Annotated in this window: 21 protein-coding genes; 9 read left to right on the plus strand and 12 right to left on the minus strand. The window is 63.2% G+C overall.

Annotation, left to right across the window (positions count from 1 at the left end; translation table 11 throughout):
- The first annotated feature begins 273 nt into the window (after nt 1–273).
- Nucleotides 274–1,029: an SDR family oxidoreductase gene (locus tag AC1DZP_RS26945; RefSeq protein WP_095084551.1), complete on the plus strand. Its 756-nt coding sequence runs from the start codon at nt 274–276 to the stop codon at nt 1,027–1,029.
- Between the two features lie 33 nt (nt 1,030–1,062).
- Here AC1DZP_RS26945 and AC1DZP_RS26950 read toward each other — a convergent pair whose 3' ends face one another.
- Both AC1DZP_RS26950 and AC1DZP_RS26955 read right to left on the minus strand, forming a co-directional pair.
- The gene (locus tag AC1DZP_RS26950) at nt 1,063–1,437 is read right to left on the minus strand and encodes a YciI family protein (protein WP_457151430.1); all 375 of its coding nucleotides are present in this window, start codon (nt 1,435–1,437) and stop codon (nt 1,063–1,065) included.
- 52 nt (nt 1,438–1,489) lie between these two features.
- The gene (locus tag AC1DZP_RS26955) at nt 1,490–2,674 is read right to left on the minus strand and encodes a pyridoxal phosphate-dependent aminotransferase (RefSeq protein WP_477306602.1); all 1,185 of its coding nucleotides are present in this window, start codon (nt 2,672–2,674) and stop codon (nt 1,490–1,492) included.
- Between the two features lie 83 nt (nt 2,675–2,757).
- Between AC1DZP_RS26955 and AC1DZP_RS26960 the strand changes: the two genes are divergently transcribed.
- The 4 genes from AC1DZP_RS26960 (at nt 2,758) to denD (ending at nt 5,737) form a co-directional block, all read left to right on the plus strand.
- On the plus strand, nt 2,758–3,444 hold the full coding sequence (locus AC1DZP_RS26960; protein WP_095084980.1) for a GNAT family N-acetyltransferase: 687 nt from the start codon (nt 2,758–2,760) through the stop codon (nt 3,442–3,444).
- Between the two features lie 30 nt (nt 3,445–3,474).
- A complete protein-coding gene (locus tag AC1DZP_RS26965; RefSeq protein ID WP_477306605.1) occupies nt 3,475–4,452 on the plus strand; it encodes a cation diffusion facilitator family transporter in 978 nt (325 codons plus the stop codon).
- An 83-nt stretch (nt 4,453–4,535) separates the two neighbouring features.
- Nucleotides 4,536–4,748, plus strand: a complete 213-nt coding sequence (locus AC1DZP_RS26970; protein ID WP_457151440.1) for a hypothetical protein — start codon at nt 4,536–4,538, stop codon at nt 4,746–4,748.
- Nucleotides 4,749–4,759: 11 nt separating this feature from the next.
- On the plus strand, nt 4,760–5,737 hold the full coding sequence (gene denD / locus AC1DZP_RS26975; protein ID WP_477306607.1) for a D-erythronate dehydrogenase: 978 nt from the start codon (nt 4,760–4,762) through the stop codon (nt 5,735–5,737).
- 24 nt (nt 5,738–5,761) lie between these two features.
- Here the strand turns inward: denD and AC1DZP_RS26980 are convergent, their stop codons facing one another.
- The 4 genes from AC1DZP_RS26980 to AC1DZP_RS26995 all read right to left on the minus strand — a co-directional run bounded on the left by AC1DZP_RS26980 (nt 5,762) and on the right by AC1DZP_RS26995 (nt 9,864).
- Nucleotides 5,762–6,988 carry a nickel/cobalt transporter gene (locus AC1DZP_RS26980; RefSeq protein WP_477306608.1) on the minus strand — a complete coding sequence of 409 codons (1,227 nt, stop codon included), beginning with the start codon at nt 6,986–6,988 and terminating at the stop codon, nt 5,762–5,764.
- Complete coding sequence (locus AC1DZP_RS26985) at nt 6,985–7,653, minus strand: DUF1007 family protein (RefSeq protein ID WP_477228031.1); 669 nt, start codon at nt 7,651–7,653, stop codon at nt 6,985–6,987. Before AC1DZP_RS26985 ends, AC1DZP_RS26980 begins: the two co-directional genes overlap by 4 nt.
- Before the next feature lie 112 nt (nt 7,654–7,765).
- Nucleotides 7,766–8,665 (minus strand): LysR family transcriptional regulator, encoded by a 900-nt coding sequence (locus tag AC1DZP_RS26990; protein WP_477306610.1) that lies wholly within the window; start codon nt 8,663–8,665, stop codon nt 7,766–7,768.
- Nucleotides 8,666–8,667: 2 nt separating this feature from the next.
- Nucleotides 8,668–9,864 (minus strand): amidase, encoded by a 1,197-nt coding sequence (locus AC1DZP_RS26995; RefSeq protein WP_477306612.1) that lies wholly within the window; start codon nt 9,862–9,864, stop codon nt 8,668–8,670.
- A gap of 540 nt (nt 9,865–10,404) precedes the next feature.
- On the opposite strand from AC1DZP_RS26995, the gene odc2 reads away from it, so the two are divergent.
- Nucleotides 10,405–11,538, plus strand: a complete 1,134-nt coding sequence (odc2, locus tag AC1DZP_RS27000) for an ornithine/lysine decarboxylase (RefSeq protein WP_477306614.1) — start codon at nt 10,405–10,407, stop codon at nt 11,536–11,538.
- A 97-nt stretch (nt 11,539–11,635) separates the two neighbouring features.
- On the plus strand, nt 11,636–12,238 hold the full coding sequence (locus AC1DZP_RS27005; RefSeq protein WP_477306616.1) for a GNAT family N-acetyltransferase: 603 nt from the start codon (nt 11,636–11,638) through the stop codon (nt 12,236–12,238).
- 90 nt (nt 12,239–12,328) lie between these two features.
- Here AC1DZP_RS27005 and AC1DZP_RS27010 read toward each other — a convergent pair whose 3' ends face one another.
- From AC1DZP_RS27010 to AC1DZP_RS27035, 6 genes are all read right to left on the minus strand, one after another.
- Nucleotides 12,329–12,613 carry an SCP2 sterol-binding domain-containing protein gene (locus tag AC1DZP_RS27010; RefSeq protein ID WP_095084978.1) on the minus strand — a complete coding sequence of 95 codons (285 nt, stop codon included), beginning with the start codon at nt 12,611–12,613 and terminating at the stop codon, nt 12,329–12,331.
- A 185-nt stretch (nt 12,614–12,798) separates the two neighbouring features.
- Nucleotides 12,799–13,314: a hypothetical protein gene (locus AC1DZP_RS27015; RefSeq protein WP_477285952.1), complete on the minus strand. Its 516-nt coding sequence runs from the start codon at nt 13,312–13,314 to the stop codon at nt 12,799–12,801.
- 67 nt (nt 13,315–13,381) lie between these two features.
- The gene (locus AC1DZP_RS27020; protein ID WP_095084539.1) at nt 13,382–13,807 is read right to left on the minus strand and encodes a hypothetical protein; all 426 of its coding nucleotides are present in this window, start codon (nt 13,805–13,807) and stop codon (nt 13,382–13,384) included.
- Between the two features lie 97 nt (nt 13,808–13,904).
- Entirely contained in the window at nt 13,905–14,513 is a 609-nt protein-coding gene (locus AC1DZP_RS27025; RefSeq protein ID WP_477306619.1) for a rod-binding protein, read from the minus strand.
- 218 nt (nt 14,514–14,731) lie between these two features.
- Entirely contained in the window at nt 14,732–15,172 is a 441-nt protein-coding gene (locus AC1DZP_RS27030) for a hypothetical protein (RefSeq protein ID WP_477306621.1), read from the minus strand.
- Between the two features lie 151 nt (nt 15,173–15,323).
- Nucleotides 15,324–17,303: a BTAD domain-containing putative transcriptional regulator gene (locus AC1DZP_RS27035; protein WP_477306623.1), complete on the minus strand. Its 1,980-nt coding sequence runs from the start codon at nt 17,301–17,303 to the stop codon at nt 15,324–15,326.
- A gap of 225 nt (nt 17,304–17,528) precedes the next feature.
- On the opposite strand from AC1DZP_RS27035, the gene AC1DZP_RS27040 reads away from it, so the two are divergent.
- Both AC1DZP_RS27040 and AC1DZP_RS27045 read left to right on the plus strand, forming a co-directional pair.
- The gene (locus tag AC1DZP_RS27040; RefSeq protein ID WP_477306625.1) at nt 17,529–18,527 is read left to right on the plus strand and encodes a DMT family transporter; all 999 of its coding nucleotides are present in this window, start codon (nt 17,529–17,531) and stop codon (nt 18,525–18,527) included.
- A 136-nt stretch (nt 18,528–18,663) separates the two neighbouring features.
- Nucleotides 18,664–19,443, plus strand: a complete 780-nt coding sequence (locus AC1DZP_RS27045; RefSeq protein WP_477306744.1) for a DUF1194 domain-containing protein — start codon at nt 18,664–18,666, stop codon at nt 19,441–19,443.
- Nucleotides 19,444–19,471 lie beyond the last annotated feature (28 nt).

Here is a 19,471-nt window from a genome sequence, read left to right on the forward strand (position 1 = left end):
TAACTCAGGAAGCGCATGATTCTACACAGTCGGACCGGTTTTTTCCTCCTCCCAAGCCCGGTTCAGATCAGGGCGGTCGCCAATGACCGCCCTTTTTGTCGGGCCCTGTCCGTTCGTTTGAGCAGATTTTCTCCGAAAACCGGATTCCATTTTTCGAGACCGGCCCTGGTGGTTCGGCTTGCCATCGCTGCCGTCATTTGCGATGCCTTCTCTCCTGAGGACAAACCCCGAAAATCAGTCGTGCACACGCAGCGCCGCTTGAGGACAACAGCCATGACCGAGCAAAGAACCGCCATCGTCACCGGTGCCGGCACGGGCATCGGCAAGAGCGTCGCCACGGCGCTGCTCAAGGCCGGCTGGAACACGGTGTTCTGCGGACGCCGCAAATCCGTGCTGGATGCCGCCGTCGCCGAGGCCGGGCCGACCGAGGCCAAGGCATTGGCGGTTGCCTGCGACATCAGCAAGGCCGGCGAGGTCGATGATCTGTTCGAGACGGTGGCGGAGGCCTTCGGCCGCGTCGACCTGCTCTTCAACAATGCCGGTATGGGCTACAAATCGACGCCGATCGACGAGATCCCGGTCGAGGTGTGGAATGACATCGTCGGCGTCAATCTCACCGGTTCGTTCCTGTGCGCCCGCGCCGCCTTCGGCGCCATGCGCAAGCAACGGCCGATGGGTGGCCGCATCATCAACAACGGCTCGGTGTCGGCCTACGCGCCGCGCCCGGGCTCGGTGCCCTACACAGCGACCAAACATGCCATCACCGGCCTGACCAAGACGCTGGCGCTAGACGGCCGGCCCTATGACATCGCCTGCGGCCAGATCGACATCGGCAACGCGCTGACCGACATGGCGCAGCCGATGACCGTCGGCGTGCCGCAGGCCAATGGCTCGATCGCCGCCGAAGCGGTGATGGACGTCCAGCGCGTCGCCGACGCCGTCGTCCACATGGCCAGCCTGCCGCTCGACGCCAATGTGCTGTTCATGACGGTGATGGCCACCAAGATGCCGTTTGTGGGGCGTGGGTGAGCAGCGGACGCTGGCAGGGCCTCCGCCGCTGGCTCATTTGCCCGCCAGCGGCGCGCCGGGCTTGAAAAGCAGAATGGGCCTGATCTCGTAGACGGCGGTCGGATTGACACGGCGAAGGTCGCGGGCGATCGCGATGGCCTCGTCCCGCGTGGCGCAGTCGACGACATACAGGCCGAGCAATTGTTCCTTGGTCTCGGCGAAAGGGCCGTCGATGACCACGCCGTCACCCGGGCCGCGCAGGGTGAAGGCATCCTGCGTCGCTCCCAGACGCGCGGACGGTCCTAGCGTGCCTTCCTCATGAAGCCGGGTGTTGATCTTCAGCAGGTCGGCCATCAGCGCCGCATCTTCCCGCGGCGTCAACGCCTTGATCGCATCTTCCACGTGATAGGCGAGGATTGCGTAGAACATCCGATGTCACTTTCTCCGGTCGGGGATATCGATGGACAGCGCGGGCTGAACCTCACTTCGCCAGGAACGTTCCGATCCGCTCCAGCGCCCGCAAGATGTTCTCCTCGGAGTTGGCGTAGGAGAGCCTGATGTAGCCCTCGCCGAGAATGCCGAAATCGGGACCGCCGATCAGCGCCACGCCGGCCTCGTCGAGCAGCGCCGAGGCGAGCTTTTTTGCCTTCCAGCCAGTCTTCGACACGTTGGGGAAGGCATAGAAGGCACCCTTGGGCGTGATGCAGGAGATGTTGGGCAAGCCATTCAGCCCCTCGACCACGATCTTGCGGCGACGGTCGAAGGCGCGCATCATCTTGTCGACATCGTCCTGCGGGCCGTCGATGGCGGCAATGCCGGCAAACTGGCTCGGCGCGTTGACGCAGGACCAGCAATTGACCGCCAGCTTGCGCACCTTGTCGTAGAGATGGGCGCCTTTGTCGCCATTCGGCCAGATCGACCAGCCCATGCGCCAGCCGGTCATCGCCCAGGTCTTTGACCAGCCGTTGAGGACGATCAGCCGGTCGCGGATCTCGGGAAAGCCGAGCAGCGAGCAATGCGTCTCGCCGTCATAGGTCATGACGTCGTAGATCTCGTCGGAGAGGATTGCGACGTCGGGGTGCTTCTCCAGCCCCTTAACCAGTTTCTCGATCTCGACGCGCGGCGTGACACCGCCGGTCGGATTGGCTGGCGAATTGAGGATCAAGAGCCTGGTCTTCGAGGTGATCAGCGCCAGCGTCTCGTCGGCGGAGAAGGCAAAGCCGTTCTCCTCGCGCATCGGCACCGGGATCGGTGCCGCGCCGGTGAATTCGATCATCGAGCGGTAGATGGGAAAACCGGGATCGGGATAGAGGATCTCGGCGCCGGGCTCGCCGAACATCAGGATCGCGGCGAACATGGTCGGCTTGCCGCCGGGCAGGATCATCACCGTTTCAGGCGATATCTCGACGCCGGTGGTGGTCAGCGTGCGCCGCACCACCGCTTCGCGCGTCGCCAGCAGGCCATTGGCCGGCGTGTAGCCGTGGTGGCCGTCACGCAGCGCCTTGATCGCCGCCTCGACGATGTGCTGCGGCGTCTTGAAGTCGGGCTGGCCGATGCCGAGGTTGACGATGTCGCGGCCTTGGCTCGCAAGTGCTGTCGCCCGCGCGAGCACGGCGAAGGCGTTTTCCTCGCCCAGACGGTCGAAGGCCGAAATCGTGTGGAGCATTTTTCCCGTCCGTGTGGTTCTTACTGTTGGCGTGCGTTTTTGTGAGCCTTGGCCGGCAAAAGTCAAACGGATTGGAGCATTCGGTGTCGGAAAATCTCAAAGATTGGCAACCGCGTCCGCGGCCCGAGCGCAAGGCCATCGACGGCCGCACCGTCCGGCTCGAACCGCTGAGCGCCGCAAAACATGGCGACGGTCTGTATGAAGCGTCTTCCGTGTCCGACGTCGATGGCCGCTTCGCCTGGCTGCCCGATTATCCGCCGGAGACACGTGCCGCCTTCCAGCCATGGCTGGACAAGGTCGAGGCAAGCGAAGATCCGCTGTTCTTCACCGTCATCGACAAGGCCAGCGGCAAGGTCGCCGGACGCCAGACGCTGATGCGCATCGATCCTGCCTATGGCGTCATCGAGATCGGCAACATCTATTGGGGACCGCTCATCTCGCGCAAACCCGGGGCGACCGAAGCGCAGTTCCTGTTCATGAAATACATCTTCGACGAACTCGGCTATCGTCGTTACGAGTGGAAGTGCAACAACCGCAACGAGCCATCGAAGCGGGCGGCCGAACGGTTCGGCTTCAAGTTCGAGGGCATTTTCCGCCAGCATCTCATCGTCAAGGGTGAAAACCGCGATACGGCATGGTATTCGATCATCGACAAGGAGTGGCCGGCCCTGCGTCAAGCCTATGAAGCATGGCTCGACCCGGCCAATTTCGATGGCGACGGCCAGCAGAAGCGACGGCTTGAGGATTTTCGCGCCGAATTTGGCGCGTGAACTGAATTCGGCGCGCAACGGGAGTTGCCATTGGCACATACCCATTCCGACGATCACAGCGGGCACGATCACGGCGCCGGCCACGTGCATGGCTCGACCGACAAGAAACGGGTCCTGATCGCCGCCTGCCTGACCGGCGGCTTCATGGTCGCCGAGGCGCTCGGCGGCCTTCTTACCGGGTCGCTGGCACTGCTGGCGGACGCCGGCCACATGCTCGCCGATGCGATCGCGCTCGGCCTTGCCTGGTATGCATTTCATCTTGCCGGCCGGCCGGCGACCGGCCGTCTCACCTATGGCTTCGGCCGGGTCAAGACTCTGGTCGCCTACACCAACGGCATCGCCATCTTCGTCATTGCGCTGTGGATCGTCTACGAGGCGTGGGGGCGCCTGCTGGCACCGACACCGGTGCTCGGCGGACCGATGCTGGTGGTGGCGGTCCTCGGCCTGCTGGTCAATATCGGTTCCTTCCTCGTGCTGCATGGCGGCGACCGCGAAAGCCTGAACATGCGGGGCGCCATCCTGCATGTGCTTGGCGACCTGCTCGGCTCGGCAGCGGCGATCGTTGCCGCGCTGGTGATCCTGGCGACCGGCTGGACACCGATCGATCCGATCCTGTCGGTCCTGGTCTCGCTTCTGATCCTGTCAACGGCATGGTCGCTGATGCGCGCCGCCGCCCATGTCCTGCTCGAGGGCGTGCCGCCGAGCCTCGACCGCGATCTGATCGCCAGGGATATCGAGGCGACGGTCAATGGAGTGCGTGAAGTGCACCACATGCACGTCTGGTCGCTCGACGGAACGAGCAACATGGCGACGCTGCATGCCTGCCTTACGGAAGGCGTCGATGCCTATCAGGCGGTGAGCACCATCAAGAAGCGGCTTGCCAGCAAGCACGGCATCAGCCATGCCACCGTGGAACCGGAATTCGGACAGTGCGCCGACGATGGTGACGACCATGATCATGATCACGAGCATGATGCGGCCGCGCATCACCATCATCACCAGGCCTGATCGATTGATATCGATTGGTCCTGCCCCAGGAGTCCCAAAGCCTTGAAAACCAGTCTGATGAAGACCCGCTGCACGGGTGCAGCATAATGGACCGCGACACCAGGAATGCGGCCATCGCGGCAGCGTGGATCATGCTTCTGTTCGGTATCGCCGCCTTCTATCTGCCGACGGTGATGCTGGCGCTTGGCAGTTTCTCGACCGTGCTGGCCGGTGCCTTTGGCATCATCTTCGTGCTGGCATTTTTCTCGGTGTTCTGGCTGCGGGCCCGCAACCAGCGCAAAAACCAGGGCAAATAAGGGATTTCGACATGCGTATTCTGATCACTGGCGCCGCGGGCATGGTCGGCCGCAAGCTCATTGCCCGGCTGGCCAAGGACGGCACACTGCGCGGCCGCAAGATCGCGGCACTCGACCTGCACGACATCGTGCCGCCGCAGGCACCTAGCATGGACGGCGTCAGCGTCACCACCCACACCGGCGATCTCGCCGAGACGGGCGCCACTGAGCGCCTGGTCGCGTCGCGCCCCGATGTCGTCTTCCATCTCGCCGGTATCGTGTCGGGCGAGGCGGAGGCGAATTTCGATCTCGGCTACCGCGTCAATCTCGATGGCACGCGAGCGCTGTTCGATGCCATCCGCCTGGCGGGCTTTGCACCGCGCGTCGTCTTCACCTCGTCGATCGCGGTGTTCGGCGCGCCATTTCCGGATGTCATCCCGGATGAATTCCATCCGACGCCGCTGACCTCCTACGGGACCCAGAAGCAGATGAGCGAAGCGCTGCTCGCCGATTATTCCAGGCGTGGCTTCTTCGACGGCATCGGCATCCGGCTGCCAACCATCTGCGTGCGGCCAGGCAAGCCGAACAAGGCAGCCTCCAGCTTCTTCTCCGGCATCATCCGCGAACCGTTGAGCGGCCATGAGGCGATCCTGCCGGTGCCGCGCTCGGTCATGCACACCCATGCCAGCCCGCGCTCGGCGGTCAATTTCCTGATCCATGCGGCGGAGATCGACGGCAACGCTGTCGGGCCGCGCCGCAATTTGACGATGCCCGGCGTCGCGGTCACAGTCGGCGAGCAGATCGAGGCACTGGACCGCATCGCCGGATCGAAGGCGGTGAAGCTGATCCGCGAGGAGCCGGACGAGACGATCTGGGCGATCGTCAAGGGCTGGCCGACGCGGTTCGAGGCGCGGCGGTCAAGGGAGCTCGGCTTCAGCGCCGAGAAGAGCTTTGACGAGATCATCCGCGCGCATATCGAGGATGAGCTCGGCGGCAAGATCGCGGGTTAAACCCGATCCTCGCCAACCGCAACATCATCCGCCCGTCGCCAGGCTCGCCGACAGCAGCAGCAGCCCAAACAGGAAGACGAACGCCGCGCCACCGATCTCGACGATCGAGTGGATGCGGTTGCCCATGCGGCCGTCGCCGGCGAAATACACCGCCCAGTTCTTGGCGGTCACTGCCAGCGTCGCCAGCGCCGAGACGGTGATGGCGGTTCCCAGCGACATGGCCAGCACCGACAGCAGGCCGCCGAGCCAGAGCCCGTTGAGCAGTGCAAAGCTCAGAACGATCAGCGCGCCTGAGCAGGGGCGGATGCCGACAGCCGCTACCGCCGACCAGGCCGTGCGCCAGTCGAAGCGGTCGCCCGACAGCAGCGCCGGATCGGGCGCATGCGAATGGCCGCAGGTGTCGCAGACCTCGCCGGCCGCATGATCATGATGAGCATGGTCGTGTGCGCCATGATCATGCGCACCGTGCTCGTGATGGTCGTGCGAATGCGCATGGTCGTGATCGTCATGCACGTGCAGCGCGTGCGAATGGGCATGCGCCGAATGGTCATGGTCAGCATGCGAATGCCCTGCATGCGAATGACGACCATGCGAGTGGCCGGCATGCGAGTGGCCGGCGTGCGAATGACCCGCATGGGAATGACCGGCGTGAGCCGCCGACAGGCTATAGGCGGGGCCTCTTCCAAACAGGCGCAGGACGGAGGGGCCGAGCTTGCGCCACAGCAGCCACGCACCGAACAGGGTGACGAAAACAAAGCTCATGATTTCCATGAACCAGGCCGCATCGGTCATCGAGACGGCGGTGCCGCGCAGGACGAAATAGGCGATCGCCATCACTGCGACCGCGGTCAGGCCCTGCAGCAGTGCCGAGACGAAGGACAACAGGATGCCGCGCCGCAGCGCCACTTCATTGGCCACCATGTAGGACGAGATCACCGCCTTGCCGTGACCGGGGCCGGCGGCGTGGAAAATGCCGTAGGCGAAGGACAGGCCGATAAGCACCCACAGCTTGCTGCCGTCCTGGCGCATCGCCTTCATCGCCGTCGCCAGTGCGCGGTAAAATTCCTGCTGCCTCAGATTGATCCACATCAGGATGTGGGCGAATGGGCCGGTGGTGGGCGCCATGCCGTCATTGACGCCGATGCCGAGCGAACTCTGGGCATGGGCGGAACTGGCGAAATGCATCATGACAAAGGTGATGGCCAACAGGCCGAATGCCAAACGCAGGGACGGTTTCGTCACCGGCTTCATCCTTCTGGCTGACAGTTCAGTTCGAGCTTGGTGGCGAAGATCTTGCTCATGTCGGTGCCTGTCGGATCGTTGAAGAAGGCATCGGTTAGGGTCTTCTGGTTTTCGGCGATCGCCTCGTCCGGATCGGGACGGATAACCTTGCTGGTGCAATTCGACGGCAGGCCTTCAACCGTGATGTTTCGGTCCTCGGTGAAATCGATCGCCGTGTAGAAGGTCGGATCGTAGACGCCGATGTCGATCTTGCCGTTGAGCTTGATCGGCTCCTTCGGCTCGGACTCGAACAGGATGATCAGCTGGTCATTGTCGAAATTGGCCATCAGATGCGGCGGCGGCGTCATCGCCACGTCCTTGCCGTCGACAGTGACGAGCTGGAAGTAGTTGAACTCCGCAAGCGAGGCGTGGACGGTGTCGGCAACCTCCTTCAGCTCCTTGTCGTCGAGCTTCAGGTCGGAGTTCTTGTCGAACTCCATCATCACCGTCGAGGAAAACAGATCGTCGAAGCGCCAGAGATGTCGCAGCGCTTTCACACTTTGGTGATCCGGCGAGAGGATCACGTCAAGGCGAGCCTCGGCGAAGACATGGGGATGCACATAAGCCGGTCCGGTGGCGGCAAAGATCGCCGCCAAGGCCGAAGCCAGCATGATTGCGTGCCGTTTCAGGTGCATACTCGGTCGCGATTCCATCGGCCTCGGAGAGATGTCGAGGAGTTACCAGAAAGGGGGCGAAATTGGGACCGCTGGTGGGTGTCGCCCAAAAGCGGGCAGCGGCTTGGAACGGTCAGGCAGCCTCACGCGTCCTGAACCACTGCACCAAAAAGTCGACGAAAACGCGGACCTTGGCCGGCAGGTAGCGGCGGTGCGGGTAGACGGCAAAAATGCCGCCGCCCGACAGGATGCGGTCATCGAGCACCGTCACCAGCCGCCCGCTTTCGAGATCGGGCGCGGCGATGAAATCCGGCAGGACGGAAAATCCGAGCCCCGCCAGGGCCGCCGCCCGCGCCGTCATCGGGCTGTTGACCTCGATCGGACCCGACACCGCGACGCTCACCGGATCGCCATTCTCGCCCTTGAACGGCCAGTTGTTCAGTCCACGGCCATTGGTGTCGACGATGCAGGGCATGCGGCCGAGATCCTGCGGCCGGGTCGGAATGCCGTGCTTGGCGATCAGTTCGGGAGAGGCGCACAGCCTTATCGAAAACGGCGCCAGCCGCCTGGCGATCAGCGACGAGTTCTCCAGCCGTGAGATGCGCACCGCGAGATCGAAGCCTTCCTCGACAAGGTCGACGAAACGGTCGTCGAGCTGGATGTCGAGCACGATGTCGGGATATTGCTTGGCGAAGTCGATCAGCGACTGGCCGATCGGCGCATCGGCGAAGGTGCGCGGCGCTGACAGCTTGATCCGGCCACGCACGTCGCCGGAGGATTCGCGCACTGCATCGGCCAGGCTGTCGACCTCGCGCACGATCTCGGAGGCGCGCCGGTAATAGGTGTGGCCGGCCTCGGTCATCGAGAACTGCCTTGTGGTGCGGTTGAGCAGCAGCGCACCGAGCTCGTCCTCCAGCTCGCGCACATATTTCGACAGCAATGCCTTGGAACGGCCGATCTTGCGCGCCGCCGCCGAAAAGCCCTCGGCCTCGACCACATCGATGAAGGCACGCATGCGGGTCAGTGTGTCCATGGTCAGGCCTTTCGTGCGGCGTCGAGAAGTTTCCGGCCGAGCCGTATCAGGGCAATGTCGCTGCCGGAAGGGCCAAGCAGCGACAGGCCGAACGGCGCGCCGGCGACCGAGCCGATGGGCAAGGTGATTTGCGGAAAACCCGATAGGCCGGCCAGGCACAGAAGCCGCAGCGCCTGCTCGCGATAGGCCTGGAACTGCTCCGGCGTGCTGTCCACGTAGGGCGCCGGGCCAGGCACCGTCGGCAGGACAAGGAAGCCGTCCTTGCCGAGCAGGGCGCTCAGTTCGGCGCTGAAGGTCAGCCGGCGCACCGTCTCGGCCTGTGCCGTTCGGTCGTCGACGGCGCGGCCAAAGCCGAAACGTTCATCGACGCCGGGGCCGAGGTCGCGCTCGCCACTGGTGATCCACGCGCCATGCACCGCCCAGGCTTCCTTGGCCTGGAGCCGGCGAAAGCACCAGTAGAGTTCATCCGGAGACGAAGCGAAGGGCGCCGCCGGGGTCGCAGGCGTGCCGAAAACCTTGCTCGCCAGCGCCTTCATCCCAGCATATTCGGCAAGTGCTGGGCGGGCGACCAGTCCATCCAGCCAGTCCAGCGCCAGCGGGCGCTCCAACGCTTGCTGGTGCGGGTCGCGGCCAAGCAGCAGCTTGCCCACTGTCTCGTAGGTCTCGATATCGTCGGCGAACCAGCCGAACGTGTCGAAGCTCGGCGCCAGCTTCATCGCGCCGTCGAGCGAAATGCGGCCATGCGTGGTGCGCAGCCCAATCAACCCGCAAAAGCTCGCCGGTGCGCGGATCGAGCCGCCGGTGTCGGAGCCGGTGGCGATATCGGCCAGCCTGCCTGCTACAGCCGCAGCCGACCCCGACGACGAGCCGCCGGTGACACGGTCGGGCGCTGCCGGGTTCACCGGAAACGGAAAATGCGCATTCTGACCGAACAGCGCGAAGGCAAGTTCGTCGGTCTGGGTCTTGCCGACGAAGCGCGCGCCGGCATCGAGAATCATCTGCACGGCCGGCGCGGTGCGCGAGGCGGCGTCGCTTTCGGCGAATTTCTGCAAATTGCCGCAACCGGTGCGGTAGCCGGCGACGTCGTAGATGTCCTTGACGGCTAGCCGCAAGCCGGCCAGCGGTCCGAGTTCCGCATGTGCCACCGGCATCTGGCGAACGTCGAGAAAGGCGTTGAGGGGGCCGTGCGTGCCTGGCATCGTTCGATATCCGGATACGATTGCACCAACATTGTTCGATGCCAGAAATTTTACAACCTTGGATGCGATTTTTATTGATTGTGAAAGCCGACGCTCTTATATCGCGCTTGCCCAAAGTCGCACGTGCCTGTGGGTGTCCGCCGATCCTCGAATGGTGAGGGAAATCGGTAAGGTAACTGGAGCCAACCCCTCCAGTCGGTTTAGCGGCCAACCGCCAGACCGAGGACACCTTGAAGCAACGACGGTGCGGGCCTTTCTGGTGTTCTGCCGGTTGTCCAAAGACCGGGGTTACTGAAGAGGCACACCTTCATTGCCGGCAGTGCGGACGGGTCTCCCATCCAAGCCAAGGCAGACAAAGCGAACCGAGGCCGGGCAAGGCCAAGGTTCACCGCCGCGAGACGGCGTTTCATGGTTCCGGGGTCTCCACCGGCTGGTTCCATGGATTTCCGTCCCGCCTTTGTCCACCGCGTGTTCGCGAGGCCGACAGCCCGCGTCCCGCAGCCTTATTGCGCGCCGAAAGGCGCTGATGGAGAGACCCCGATGGCTACCCAGCGTATCCTTGACTTCCTCGCCACCCGACGTCCGACCGGCCCCTGCCTCGTCGTCGACCTCGATGTCGTGCGCGACAATTTCCGCGCCTTCGAGAAGGCGCTGCCCGATTCCAAGATCTACTATGCGGTGAAAGCAAATCCGGCGCCGGAAATCCTGCGCCTCCTTGCTGCGATGGGCTCGTCCTTCGACACCGCTTCCGTTGCCGAAGTCGAGATGGCGATGGACGCCGGTGCGCCGGCGGACCGCATCTCCTTCGGCAACACCATCAAGAAGGAGCGCGACATCGCACGCGCCTACCAGCTCGGCATCCGCCTGTTCGCGGTCGACTGCGTCGAAGAGGTCGACAAGATCGCCCGCGTCGCTCCCGGCGCGCGCGTGTTCTGCCGCGTGCTGACCGATGGCGAGGGCGCCGAGTGGCCGCTGTCGCGCAAGTTCGGCTGCGTGCCGGCGATGGCCGTCAACGTGCTGCGCCATGCCAAGGGGCTCGGCCTCGACGCCTATGGCGTGTCGTTCCATGTCGGCTCGCAGCAGACCGACCTGACCGCCTGGGATCGTGCGCTGGCCGACGCCAAGACGGTGTTCGCGACGCTGGCCGAGGAAGGCATCGTGCTCAAGATGGTCAATATGGGCGGCGGCTTCCCGACGCGCTACCTGCGTGACGTGCCGGCAGCCAAGGCCTATGGCCAGGCGATCTTCTCGGCGCTGCGCAAGCATTTCGGAAATGCCATTCCGGAAACCATCATCGAGCCGGGCCGCGGCATGGTCGGCAATGCCGGCGTCATCAAGTCGGAAGTCGTGCTGATCTCGAAAAAGGCCGCCAACGACAATGTGCGCTGGGTGTTCCTCGACATCGGCAAGTTCGGTGGTTTGGCCGAGACGATGGACGAGGCGATCCGCTACCCGATCGTCACCGCGCACGACGGCACGGAGACCGCGCCTTGCGTGCTCGCCGGCCCGACCTGCGATTCGGCCGACGTGATGTATGAGAAGACGCCTTATCCGCTGCCCTTGTCGCTGACCATCGGCGACGAGGTGCTGATCGAGGGCACCGGCGCCTACACGACCACCTACTCGGCGGTCGCCTTCAACGGCTTCGAGCCTCTCCGATCCTACGTGATCTGACGGTTCGCAAGAGCCGCTCAGATCATCCCAGGTGGGCGTCTGGCGCCCACCTGGGCTCGCCTGTGGAACAGATCTCCGCTCGCTAGGGATTGCGGAAATGGACATTGCAAATTTCATCGATGATGGCGTCTGGCCGATCTCCTCCCTTGTGGGGGAGAGTGCCCGCGCCATTGCCATCGTCGCTGAAACCTCAGCCGACGTTGCGGCCCGCGAAGCGCTGCTCGACGACGCCATGGGTCCGATGCGCAGGAAGAAGTCTTCGGAGAAGCTGCGGCGCGGCCGCCGGCCCTCGGAAGGCCTGGCCTTCGTCGCTCGTGATGCATCCGGCGCCGTCGCCGGCACCGTGCGGCTGTGGGATGTCAGGCTGGGCGAGGGCGGCCCGGCAGCGCTGTTGCTTGGTCCGCTCGCCGTCGAACCGTCGCTCAAGAGTGCCGGCATCGGCTCGGCGCTGATGCGTCATGCCATCGCCGAGGCGGCGCGGCTTGGCCATGCGGCGATCCTGCTGGTCGGCGACGCGCCCTATTACGGACGCTTCGGGTTTTCGGCCGCCAGGACCGGTTCGCTCGCCATGCCCGGCCCTTATGAACGGCATCGCCTTTTGGCGCTGGAACTGGTCGACGGCGCGCTTGACGGCGTACACGGCACGCTGAAGGCGGCGGGACGTAAGCTGAAGGCGCAGCAGCTGACGTCGGCGGCCTGAGCTGCAACGGCTGCCCGAAGCGGCCACCCGGCTTCGGCTCAAAACAAAAACGCCGCCCATCGGGCGGCGTTTTGTGCGGCTCACAAGCGGTCAGCCGATCAGCTGGCTGAGCGCCATGGCGACGGTCATGTCGCCTTCGACCTTTATCTTGCCGGTCATGAAAGCCATGGTCGGGTTCAGGTCGCCCGATATCAGCGAATCCAGATCGTCGAGCGAGAGCTTGATGGTGCAATCGGCGGGTCCGTCAGTGGTTGAAATGGTTGTGCCATCGATGACGATGACGCCATCGGCGCCGGTGTCGAATTTCACCGAACGATCGAATCCGCTGCTCGCCACGCGCGACTTGATCTTCTCTGCAATCTCCTGAACGCTCACGCTGTTCTCCTTGTCTGTTGCATCTGTCGCGCAGCGGCGCTCGAAGCTCCATGCCGCGCGCTTTCGCGATCACGGTCGCATATAGCTTTGGGTTGACGTTTACGTCAACGCGGATTCCGGTGGCTGGTTCCTATCGCCGCAGCGGATGACGTCTCGGCGAGAGGCGCAACGGCGAGCCGGGCAGCTCAATGTTCCTTGAATGCCTTGGTCATTTCCGCCGCTGTCTCGCTTTTCTTGCGGCGCAGCCAGTTGTCGCGGATTTCGTCCTTGCTCAGGAAATTGACCTGATCGATCAGAACTTCATGCACCAAAGTGGCGCCGACACGGGTGTTGACGGTATCGCGGATCGCGGCGCGGAAGGCATCGAGGTCGATCGTCGCCTTATTGGTGAAGTCGATCTGCGGATTGGAATAGAGGTAGGTATAGACCTGGTCCGTGATGAGCGCTTCCGCTGGAATGGACAGCTTCTTTATCTGCTCGGGCTCGACCGTGTAGACAAGCTTGGTCAGGAAATAGCCGCCGATCTGGGAATCGCGGATCAGCGGTACCGAAATGATGTCGGTCTTGACGTAGTCCAGGCCACCCAACATCGGCTTCGGTGTCTCGCCGACACCACGCTCGCCTGCTGCCTGGAACGAATAGAACACGGCGCCGAGCGTGGCGGCGCAGATCCAGACGGCGATGGCGATGACCTTGAACATCAGGCCTTGTCATTTCCTGGCGATGGGAACGCCGCACTAGCTTTTTGCCTCGGCATTGTGTTCGACATCATGCCTTCATCCAGCCGAACTCGCCGGCGGAATAGGTGCCGTCGGTTTCCGCGCGCTGGATGGCGTGCCGCAGCAGGCTGGCAACCTCGTTGACCGCGCTGAGGTGAGCCAGGATCGCCGCCTCGTTCTTGGCCAGCTTCTGGCGCAGCCGGGTCAGGCCCTCGCGGTGCTGTTCGAGGAATTCGGCTTCGCTGCCGCCCCGCATGGCGCGCGTCAGTTCGTAGAGATAGCGGCTCTTGCGGGCGTTCGACGCCTTGAGATCATAGTTGGTCGCGTTGCGGATGCCGGCCGTCTCTTCCTCGACCACTTCCTCGATGCGGCCGATGATGGCGGCAAGGTTGCCCGGCCGGGCGAACGGGATCGGCGCTTCCGACGCGGTCGTGCGTGCTGGCAGGTTGGCGGTGAATTCCGAAAAGTCGGCCATGAGAATCCCGGTCTGGTTAGATTGAACTCGGATACGCACTGTCTCAGTGTTTTGGCATGATCCTTCCCAAAACCGGCTGCCGGTTTCGGGGGCATTCCTAGATCTTGATGTCTGTCTTGATGGCGGTGTCGTCACCGGCGATCGACCGGGCCGCCTTGCGTTGCAATTCGTGGACCAGCGAGGTCGACAGGCTGTTCTGTTGATCGATCTCGGTCTTTTCCGGCCCGCCCGAAACCGGACCGACCGGTACGACGCGCTTGCCTTCGAGATAGTGGTCGGCGAGCATCGACTTGGCGATGCCGATGCCGCCGCGTTCGGCCATCACGTCGGCCACCCGCTCGGCAAGCTGCGATTTCCACATGTCGCCGGCGAGGCCCTTGCCGTAGACGCCTTCGGTGTCCTTGGGCAGCATGTTCTGGATGAAGGTCTGCAGCACCATCGCCTCGAACTTCTTGAACTTCTTGGCCGGGTCGGTCGTCGCGGCCTTGTCGGCGGTGGCCCGCGACAGGATCGAGCCGGCATCGACCGAAGCGGCGGTGTCGACCGAAAAAGTCCCGGCAGCACCGCCGGCGCGCTTGGTCAGCGCGGCACGGGCGGCCTCGATGTCCGTCGGGTCGACGGCTCGGGCCACATCCATAACGATGTCGCTGGGTGGAGAAATCGCCAAGAAAGTCCGCCTTTTATCGGTTTTCCTTAGCCAGACCATGCCTCAACAAGCTTGTGGCAGGCTTGCGCGGCGGGCGGGGGTGGAACGCAGGCATGTTTCTTGGTCCCGTCGCCAACTGCGGACATCGCCAAGCCACCATTCGGACGTCGCGTTTTTGGCCGAAAGCGGAACGTCGGCTTCCTAAGACATGGCTAGAAGGCCTACCGTTGTATGCAGCGTAGTGGACCGACCGCAGGGACGCCGAACGGAGCGACGTCCTACTTCACCGTAATGGCCATACCGCTTAGGTCGGCGTTGACCTGCATGCCTACCTGCTTGCCGGTGAGCTCGAGYKKGGCGCCCTTGTCRTTGGTCATGACGATCACCTGGGCCCCTTTGCCGAGCGCRCCGCCACCGCCCGCCGCCCCATAGACCCCCGTTACATCCCGGACGCGGCGAATGTGGCGAACGGTACCTTGGAAGTAGGTCTTGGAAACCCCGAAGGCGAGGCCGCCCGAGATGCCGCCGACAGAGACGGGATAGCGGCGGCCATGGAATGTCAGCGTGCCTTCGCCTCCAGAGCCACCCACAAAGAAGGCAGCCTTGTAGACGGAGAAGCGGATCGTGCCGCTGTCGGCATGCGCGGCGCTGGCAAGGCTTACGCCCGCAGTGGCGATGACTGCAAAGGCGGCTGAACGAAACGTGGACGACATGTTCATGATGAGAACTCCTTAAGATCGCCGCTTACCCATCGGGCACGTCAGCGTCGTATCAGAGGTGAACAGTCTGGCCCGTCATTTGTTCCAAGCACGCGGACTGAATCCGGCTGCGAGATGGCCGCCACGATCCCGGTCGCGTAGCCAGGTTCCACTAGGAAGCAGGAAGGCCAGCCCTCGACAGCATTTCAAGGAATCTCGCGTGATGATGATCCTTCACATAGCGTGGCACAAAGCCGGGGCAGACATTACCGAGGTTGAGATGAGGAAGCTGTGACAGGCAATGATGGATGGCCCGTGTCGCTTCTTCGTTGTTTCCGGTTGCCGAAGCGGCCGCGGCCCAATAAAGGGCGCCACGAACGAAGCCCGGCTTTGTCCTGACCACTTTGCGAGCGACTTCGAGCGCCCGCCGGTCGTCTCCGCCGGCGAACAGTGCCACAGCCAGGCCATGGTGACGCCAGAAGTCGATGACGTCATACGTGCCGAGCCGGATCGCCTCGTTGGCCTCACGCACTGCTTCACTTACCTGTCCGCGCAACGCAAAGAGCATCGAAATATCGCCGTGGCCACTCGGATAGCTTGGGTTGAGGCTGATCGCATGTTGGCATTCGGCGATCGCCTCGTCGATTCGGCCGGAACTTTCGAGAGCGAATGACAGGATGCAGCGGGCAATTTCGTCGTCGGGCACTGCCCGTACCGCTGCTTCCGCAAGCTCAACCGCACGCTCGATCTGCCCTGGCTCGCGAGGCAGCGCGCCAAACGCCACGCCCATAGAAATTACAATCGAAAGCGTCCGCTGTGCACGGGCGTTGTCGGGGCCCACCGAAACCGCCTTCTCGGCAAGCTCTATCCCGACCAACAGTGAGTCCCGGGTCATCTCAAAATATTTCATGAGAGCTTCGTTCACCAACCTGCGCACTTCAGGGGCGCCCGGCGGGCTCTTGTCGCGAACCTTCCAGTTGGTCAGTTGAAGTTCGAGGATCACAGCCAGCACAACCGACTGTGCGATCCGGTCCTGGAATTCGAGCGCGTTCTCCGAGTGGCCGTCGAACTTCTGGGCCCAGACATTATGGCCGCTGCCAGCATCGACAAGCTGGACGTTCACCCTCAGCCCGTTGCCGGATCGCTGGATGCTGCCGCTGAGCATGTATCGCGCCCGGAGCATTCCGGGCGTTTGGGATTCATCGCCGCTCTTGTCCTTGGACGGAAGCGCGGAGAGCACGACATAGTCGGCCACCTCGGAGAGGGCCGTGGTTATGTCCTGGACGAGCCCCCTGGCGAAAAAGTCGTCGCCTCGCTTTCCGGTCAGGTTGACGAAGTCGGCAACGCTGATGGAGGGGCGCCCGGGGCGCTGGCCGGCCGGAGCACCATTTGTCGGTTGCAGATTTGACGTCGTGTCGGCGGCAGATAGCAGGGATTGCCAAAGCGCCCGCGTCTCAGGGTTGGTTTCAACGCCGAACTCCTTCTTCACCATGCTCCTGCAAGCCTCATATGTCCTTATCGCCCTGTCGCGCTGGCCACACGCGGCGAGCAATTCCATCTTGAGCCGATAGGACTCCTCCCGCGTCGGTTCCATGGCCAGAACTCGATCCGCCAGGGCGAGTCCGGCCTCTGTGTCCACGAAGCGGGCGAGTTTTTCGAAGGACTCAAGCGCGCGGCCCAGCAGCCTGTCGCGTTCAGCCGCCGCCCAGTCGTCGAAAGCGTTGCTTCCCAGATAAACCCCATCAAGAAACGGTCCGGTGTAGTGCGCCAGAGCCGTCTCGAGTTCCGGCGCGGAACGCGCGGAGAGCCCGGATTCAAACTCGTCGACGTCAACTCGAACCGCATCCGGCCTGAGGGCGATCAACTCCCTCCGAGAATGGACGATATCCACCCCCGCCCGTGATAGATCCCGGCGTAGAACGCTGAGGGTTTGCCGCAGGCTGTTGCGCGAGTGTTCGCTGTCGCTATCGCCCCATAGCAGATCAGCCAGCCTTTCCCTTGTCGCCGCCATGCCCGGGCAGCGGGCCAGATAGGCAATGATCGCGGGACCCCGCTTCCCGGTCAACCAGAGCGGACCGACAGTTTCCTTTTCAATCCGGAACCCGCCGAAGAGTGAGATTTTGCTTGCGGCGACGCTGTCCTCACTTTGCATTTTCTTAACAGGGTCCCAGCCTGACGAAATCCTAACTCAAAACTAACGCTTCGCAACCGGTAGAACCACGCATTCAAGCGCTCCTGTGACGGTAGATCAATTAAGGCATCGCTTAAGTAGGGGCAGCTGAACGAAACGTCGGTCGTGGCGGACCGAACCGGGCGCCCTGAAGTGGTTGGAGCCATCGCAAACCCGCGACGGGCTTTAGTCCGAGGGATGCGGTGTATGTCCAAGCTTAGGGCCAATTTGCTGCTGCTGCTTGCCGCTGCCCTATGGGGCTTGGGCAATGTCGCGCAAAAGACAGTGCTTGTTCATCTCGACGCGCTGAGTGCCGTCGGCCTGCGCTGCCTCATCGGTGGGCTGCTTGTGCTGCCCTTTGTCTTGACCGAAAGGCGACTGCCGGCCGGGCCGGGCCATTTCTCCAGCCTGGCCAGGGTGGGTGCGCTGTTTGCCATCTCCATCACGCTTCAGCAGCTTTGCTATCTCGGCGCCACTGTCACAAATGCAAGCTTCCTGGTGAGCACCGCAACCGTGATGACACCACTGGCCGCTTGGCTGCTCATTGGCGAACGTCCGACAGCGAGTCTCGCAGCCGCCGCCGGGCTGACCATGGTCGGTGCCCTGCTTTTGTCCGGCGGGTTCGCCAGTCTCAGCAGCGGCGATCTCACCGCCATCCTGTCGGCTGCCTGTTATGCGCTCTGGATGGTCGAGCTCGGCCGGCACATGCAGACCCATGCGCGGCCGTTCACCGCGGCGGCGACGCAATTCCTCGGCGCCGCCGCCTTCGCCCTGCCGCTCGGGGCAATGCAAGGCAACCTGTCGCTAGCCGCGGCATTTGCAGCCGGCCCGGAACTGGCGGTCCTCGGCGTGTTCTCCACCGCGATCGCTTTCGGCATACAGATTGCCGCACAGCGCTTTACCTCCGCTAGCCATGCCGCCGTGATCGTCAGTGCCGAAAGCGTCTTCGGGGCTCTTGGCGCGGCGATCTTGCTCGGTGAGCGGAACTCACCCGCAGGCGCACTGGGTGCCGCGATCATTCTCGGTGCGATCCTGTCCGTCGCAATGTCGAACCGAACGCCGGTGGCGCGCGGGCCGATGCTGGCCGGCCCGATTCCGCCCTTCCACGTGGCCCCTGCCTTTGCCGCGGCGCCTGCGGCCTGGGCGGGCCATCGGCCCGCCGCCAATTCAAATCCAGTGGAGGAATGTGATGAACCTAGGCGGTGATGCGAACGTGTTGCCAAGCGGACCGCCACTCAGCACAGGGCCCATGGTCTCGGTCGGCGGCCGGACCTGTCGCGAGGGCACTGTAATGGTGGCGCTGGCAAGCTTTCTGGCGCGAGTGATACGCAGCGGCATTCTGATGCCGACGGTCAGAGCGCTGGCAAAGCGGGCCAGCTCATATTTGAGACTGGCGGGAACGCTTGTCGCTTCGGTGTTTTGGGGGCTGCAGGCACATGCCGCCAATGTTGATGTTGCTGTCGTATTCGCAGTCGATTACTCGTCTTCGATTGATCCGGAGATTGCTGACCTGCAGCGGGAGGGACATGCCGCAGCGCTCACTTCGCCCGAGATCATCGCGGCCATCACCCGAAATTATGTTGGGTGCATCGGCGTGGCCTACTTTGAATGGTCGAGTCCCGGGCACACACGCATGGTGCTGCCATGGACAAGCATCTGCGGGCTGGAAGATGCCAAGGCGGCTGCGTCGGTGATCAACAAGAGAGGCGATACCGGCAATATTCGCAGAGGACGAAGCGGAACATCCGTTTCCTCGGCCATCGACGTCGGAAGTCTTCTGCTCGACCAGTTTCCTGGAAAGGCGGCCAAGAAAGTGATCGACATCTCTTCCAATGGTGAGAACAATGACGGGCTTCCTGTTCAGCCGAGCAGGCTGAACGCCATTGCCAAGGGATACACGATCAACGCGATCGCCATTCCAACGGAAGATGAGAATCCCGACCAACCATTGGCATCCTATTTTGCCAAATTCGTCATTGGCGGATCCCAAGCTTTTGTCATAACGCCGAAGGGGCCAAACGACTACACTATGGCTCTTCGCCGCAAGCTGGTCACTGAAGTTAGCATGAACGACGACCGGCAATTCCCGCAGCAGGCGGATGGGCGCTCTTCGCAACCGTAATTCCGGACATTGAGAGGATTAGTCTGGC

It is taken from the genome of Mesorhizobium sp. P2_F8 (assembly GCF_056403655.1).

What these genes read in the sequence shown, in the direction of transcription:
- AC1DZP_RS26945 (WP_095084551.1), top strand. Translation starts at nt 274, where the DNA reads ATGACCGAGCAAAGAACCGCCATCGTCACCGGTGCCGGCACGGGCATC.
- AC1DZP_RS26950 (WP_457151430.1), bottom strand. Translation starts at nt 1,437, where the DNA reads ATGTTCTACGCAATCCTCGCCTATCACGTGGAAGATGCGATCAAGGCG.
- AC1DZP_RS26955 (WP_477306602.1), bottom strand. Translation starts at nt 2,674, where the DNA reads ATGCTCCACACGATTTCGGCCTTCGACCGTCTGGGCGAGGAAAACGCC.
- denD (WP_477306607.1), top strand. Translation starts at nt 4,760, where the DNA reads ATGCGTATTCTGATCACTGGCGCCGCGGGCATGGTCGGCCGCAAGCTC.
- AC1DZP_RS26980 (WP_477306608.1), bottom strand. Translation starts at nt 6,988, where the DNA reads ATGAAGCCGGTGACGAAACCGTCCCTGCGTTTGGCATTCGGCCTGTTG.
- AC1DZP_RS26985 (WP_477228031.1), bottom strand. Translation starts at nt 7,653, where the DNA reads ATGCACCTGAAACGGCACGCAATCATGCTGGCTTCGGCCTTGGCGGCG.
- AC1DZP_RS26990 (WP_477306610.1), bottom strand. Translation starts at nt 8,665, where the DNA reads ATGGACACACTGACCCGCATGCGTGCCTTCATCGATGTGGTCGAGGCC.
- AC1DZP_RS26995 (WP_477306612.1), bottom strand. Translation starts at nt 9,864, where the DNA reads ATGCCAGGCACGCACGGCCCCCTCAACGCCTTTCTCGACGTTCGCCAG.
- odc2 (WP_477306614.1), top strand. Translation starts at nt 10,405, where the DNA reads ATGGCTACCCAGCGTATCCTTGACTTCCTCGCCACCCGACGTCCGACC.
- AC1DZP_RS27005 (WP_477306616.1), top strand. Translation starts at nt 11,636, where the DNA reads ATGGACATTGCAAATTTCATCGATGATGGCGTCTGGCCGATCTCCTCC.
- AC1DZP_RS27015 (WP_477285952.1), bottom strand. Translation starts at nt 13,314, where the DNA reads ATGTTCAAGGTCATCGCCATCGCCGTCTGGATCTGCGCCGCCACGCTC.
- AC1DZP_RS27020 (WP_095084539.1), bottom strand. Translation starts at nt 13,807, where the DNA reads ATGGCCGACTTTTCGGAATTCACCGCCAACCTGCCAGCACGCACGACC.
- AC1DZP_RS27025 (WP_477306619.1), bottom strand. Translation starts at nt 14,513, where the DNA reads ATGGTCTGGCTAAGGAAAACCGATAAAAGGCGGACTTTCTTGGCGATT.
- AC1DZP_RS27035 (WP_477306623.1), bottom strand. Translation starts at nt 17,303, where the DNA reads ATGCAAAGTGAGGACAGCGTCGCCGCAAGCAAAATCTCACTCTTCGGC.
- AC1DZP_RS27040 (WP_477306625.1), top strand. Translation starts at nt 17,529, where the DNA reads ATGTCCAAGCTTAGGGCCAATTTGCTGCTGCTGCTTGCCGCTGCCCTA.
- AC1DZP_RS27045 (WP_477306744.1), top strand. Translation starts at nt 18,664, where the DNA reads ATGCCGACGGTCAGAGCGCTGGCAAAGCGGGCCAGCTCATATTTGAGA.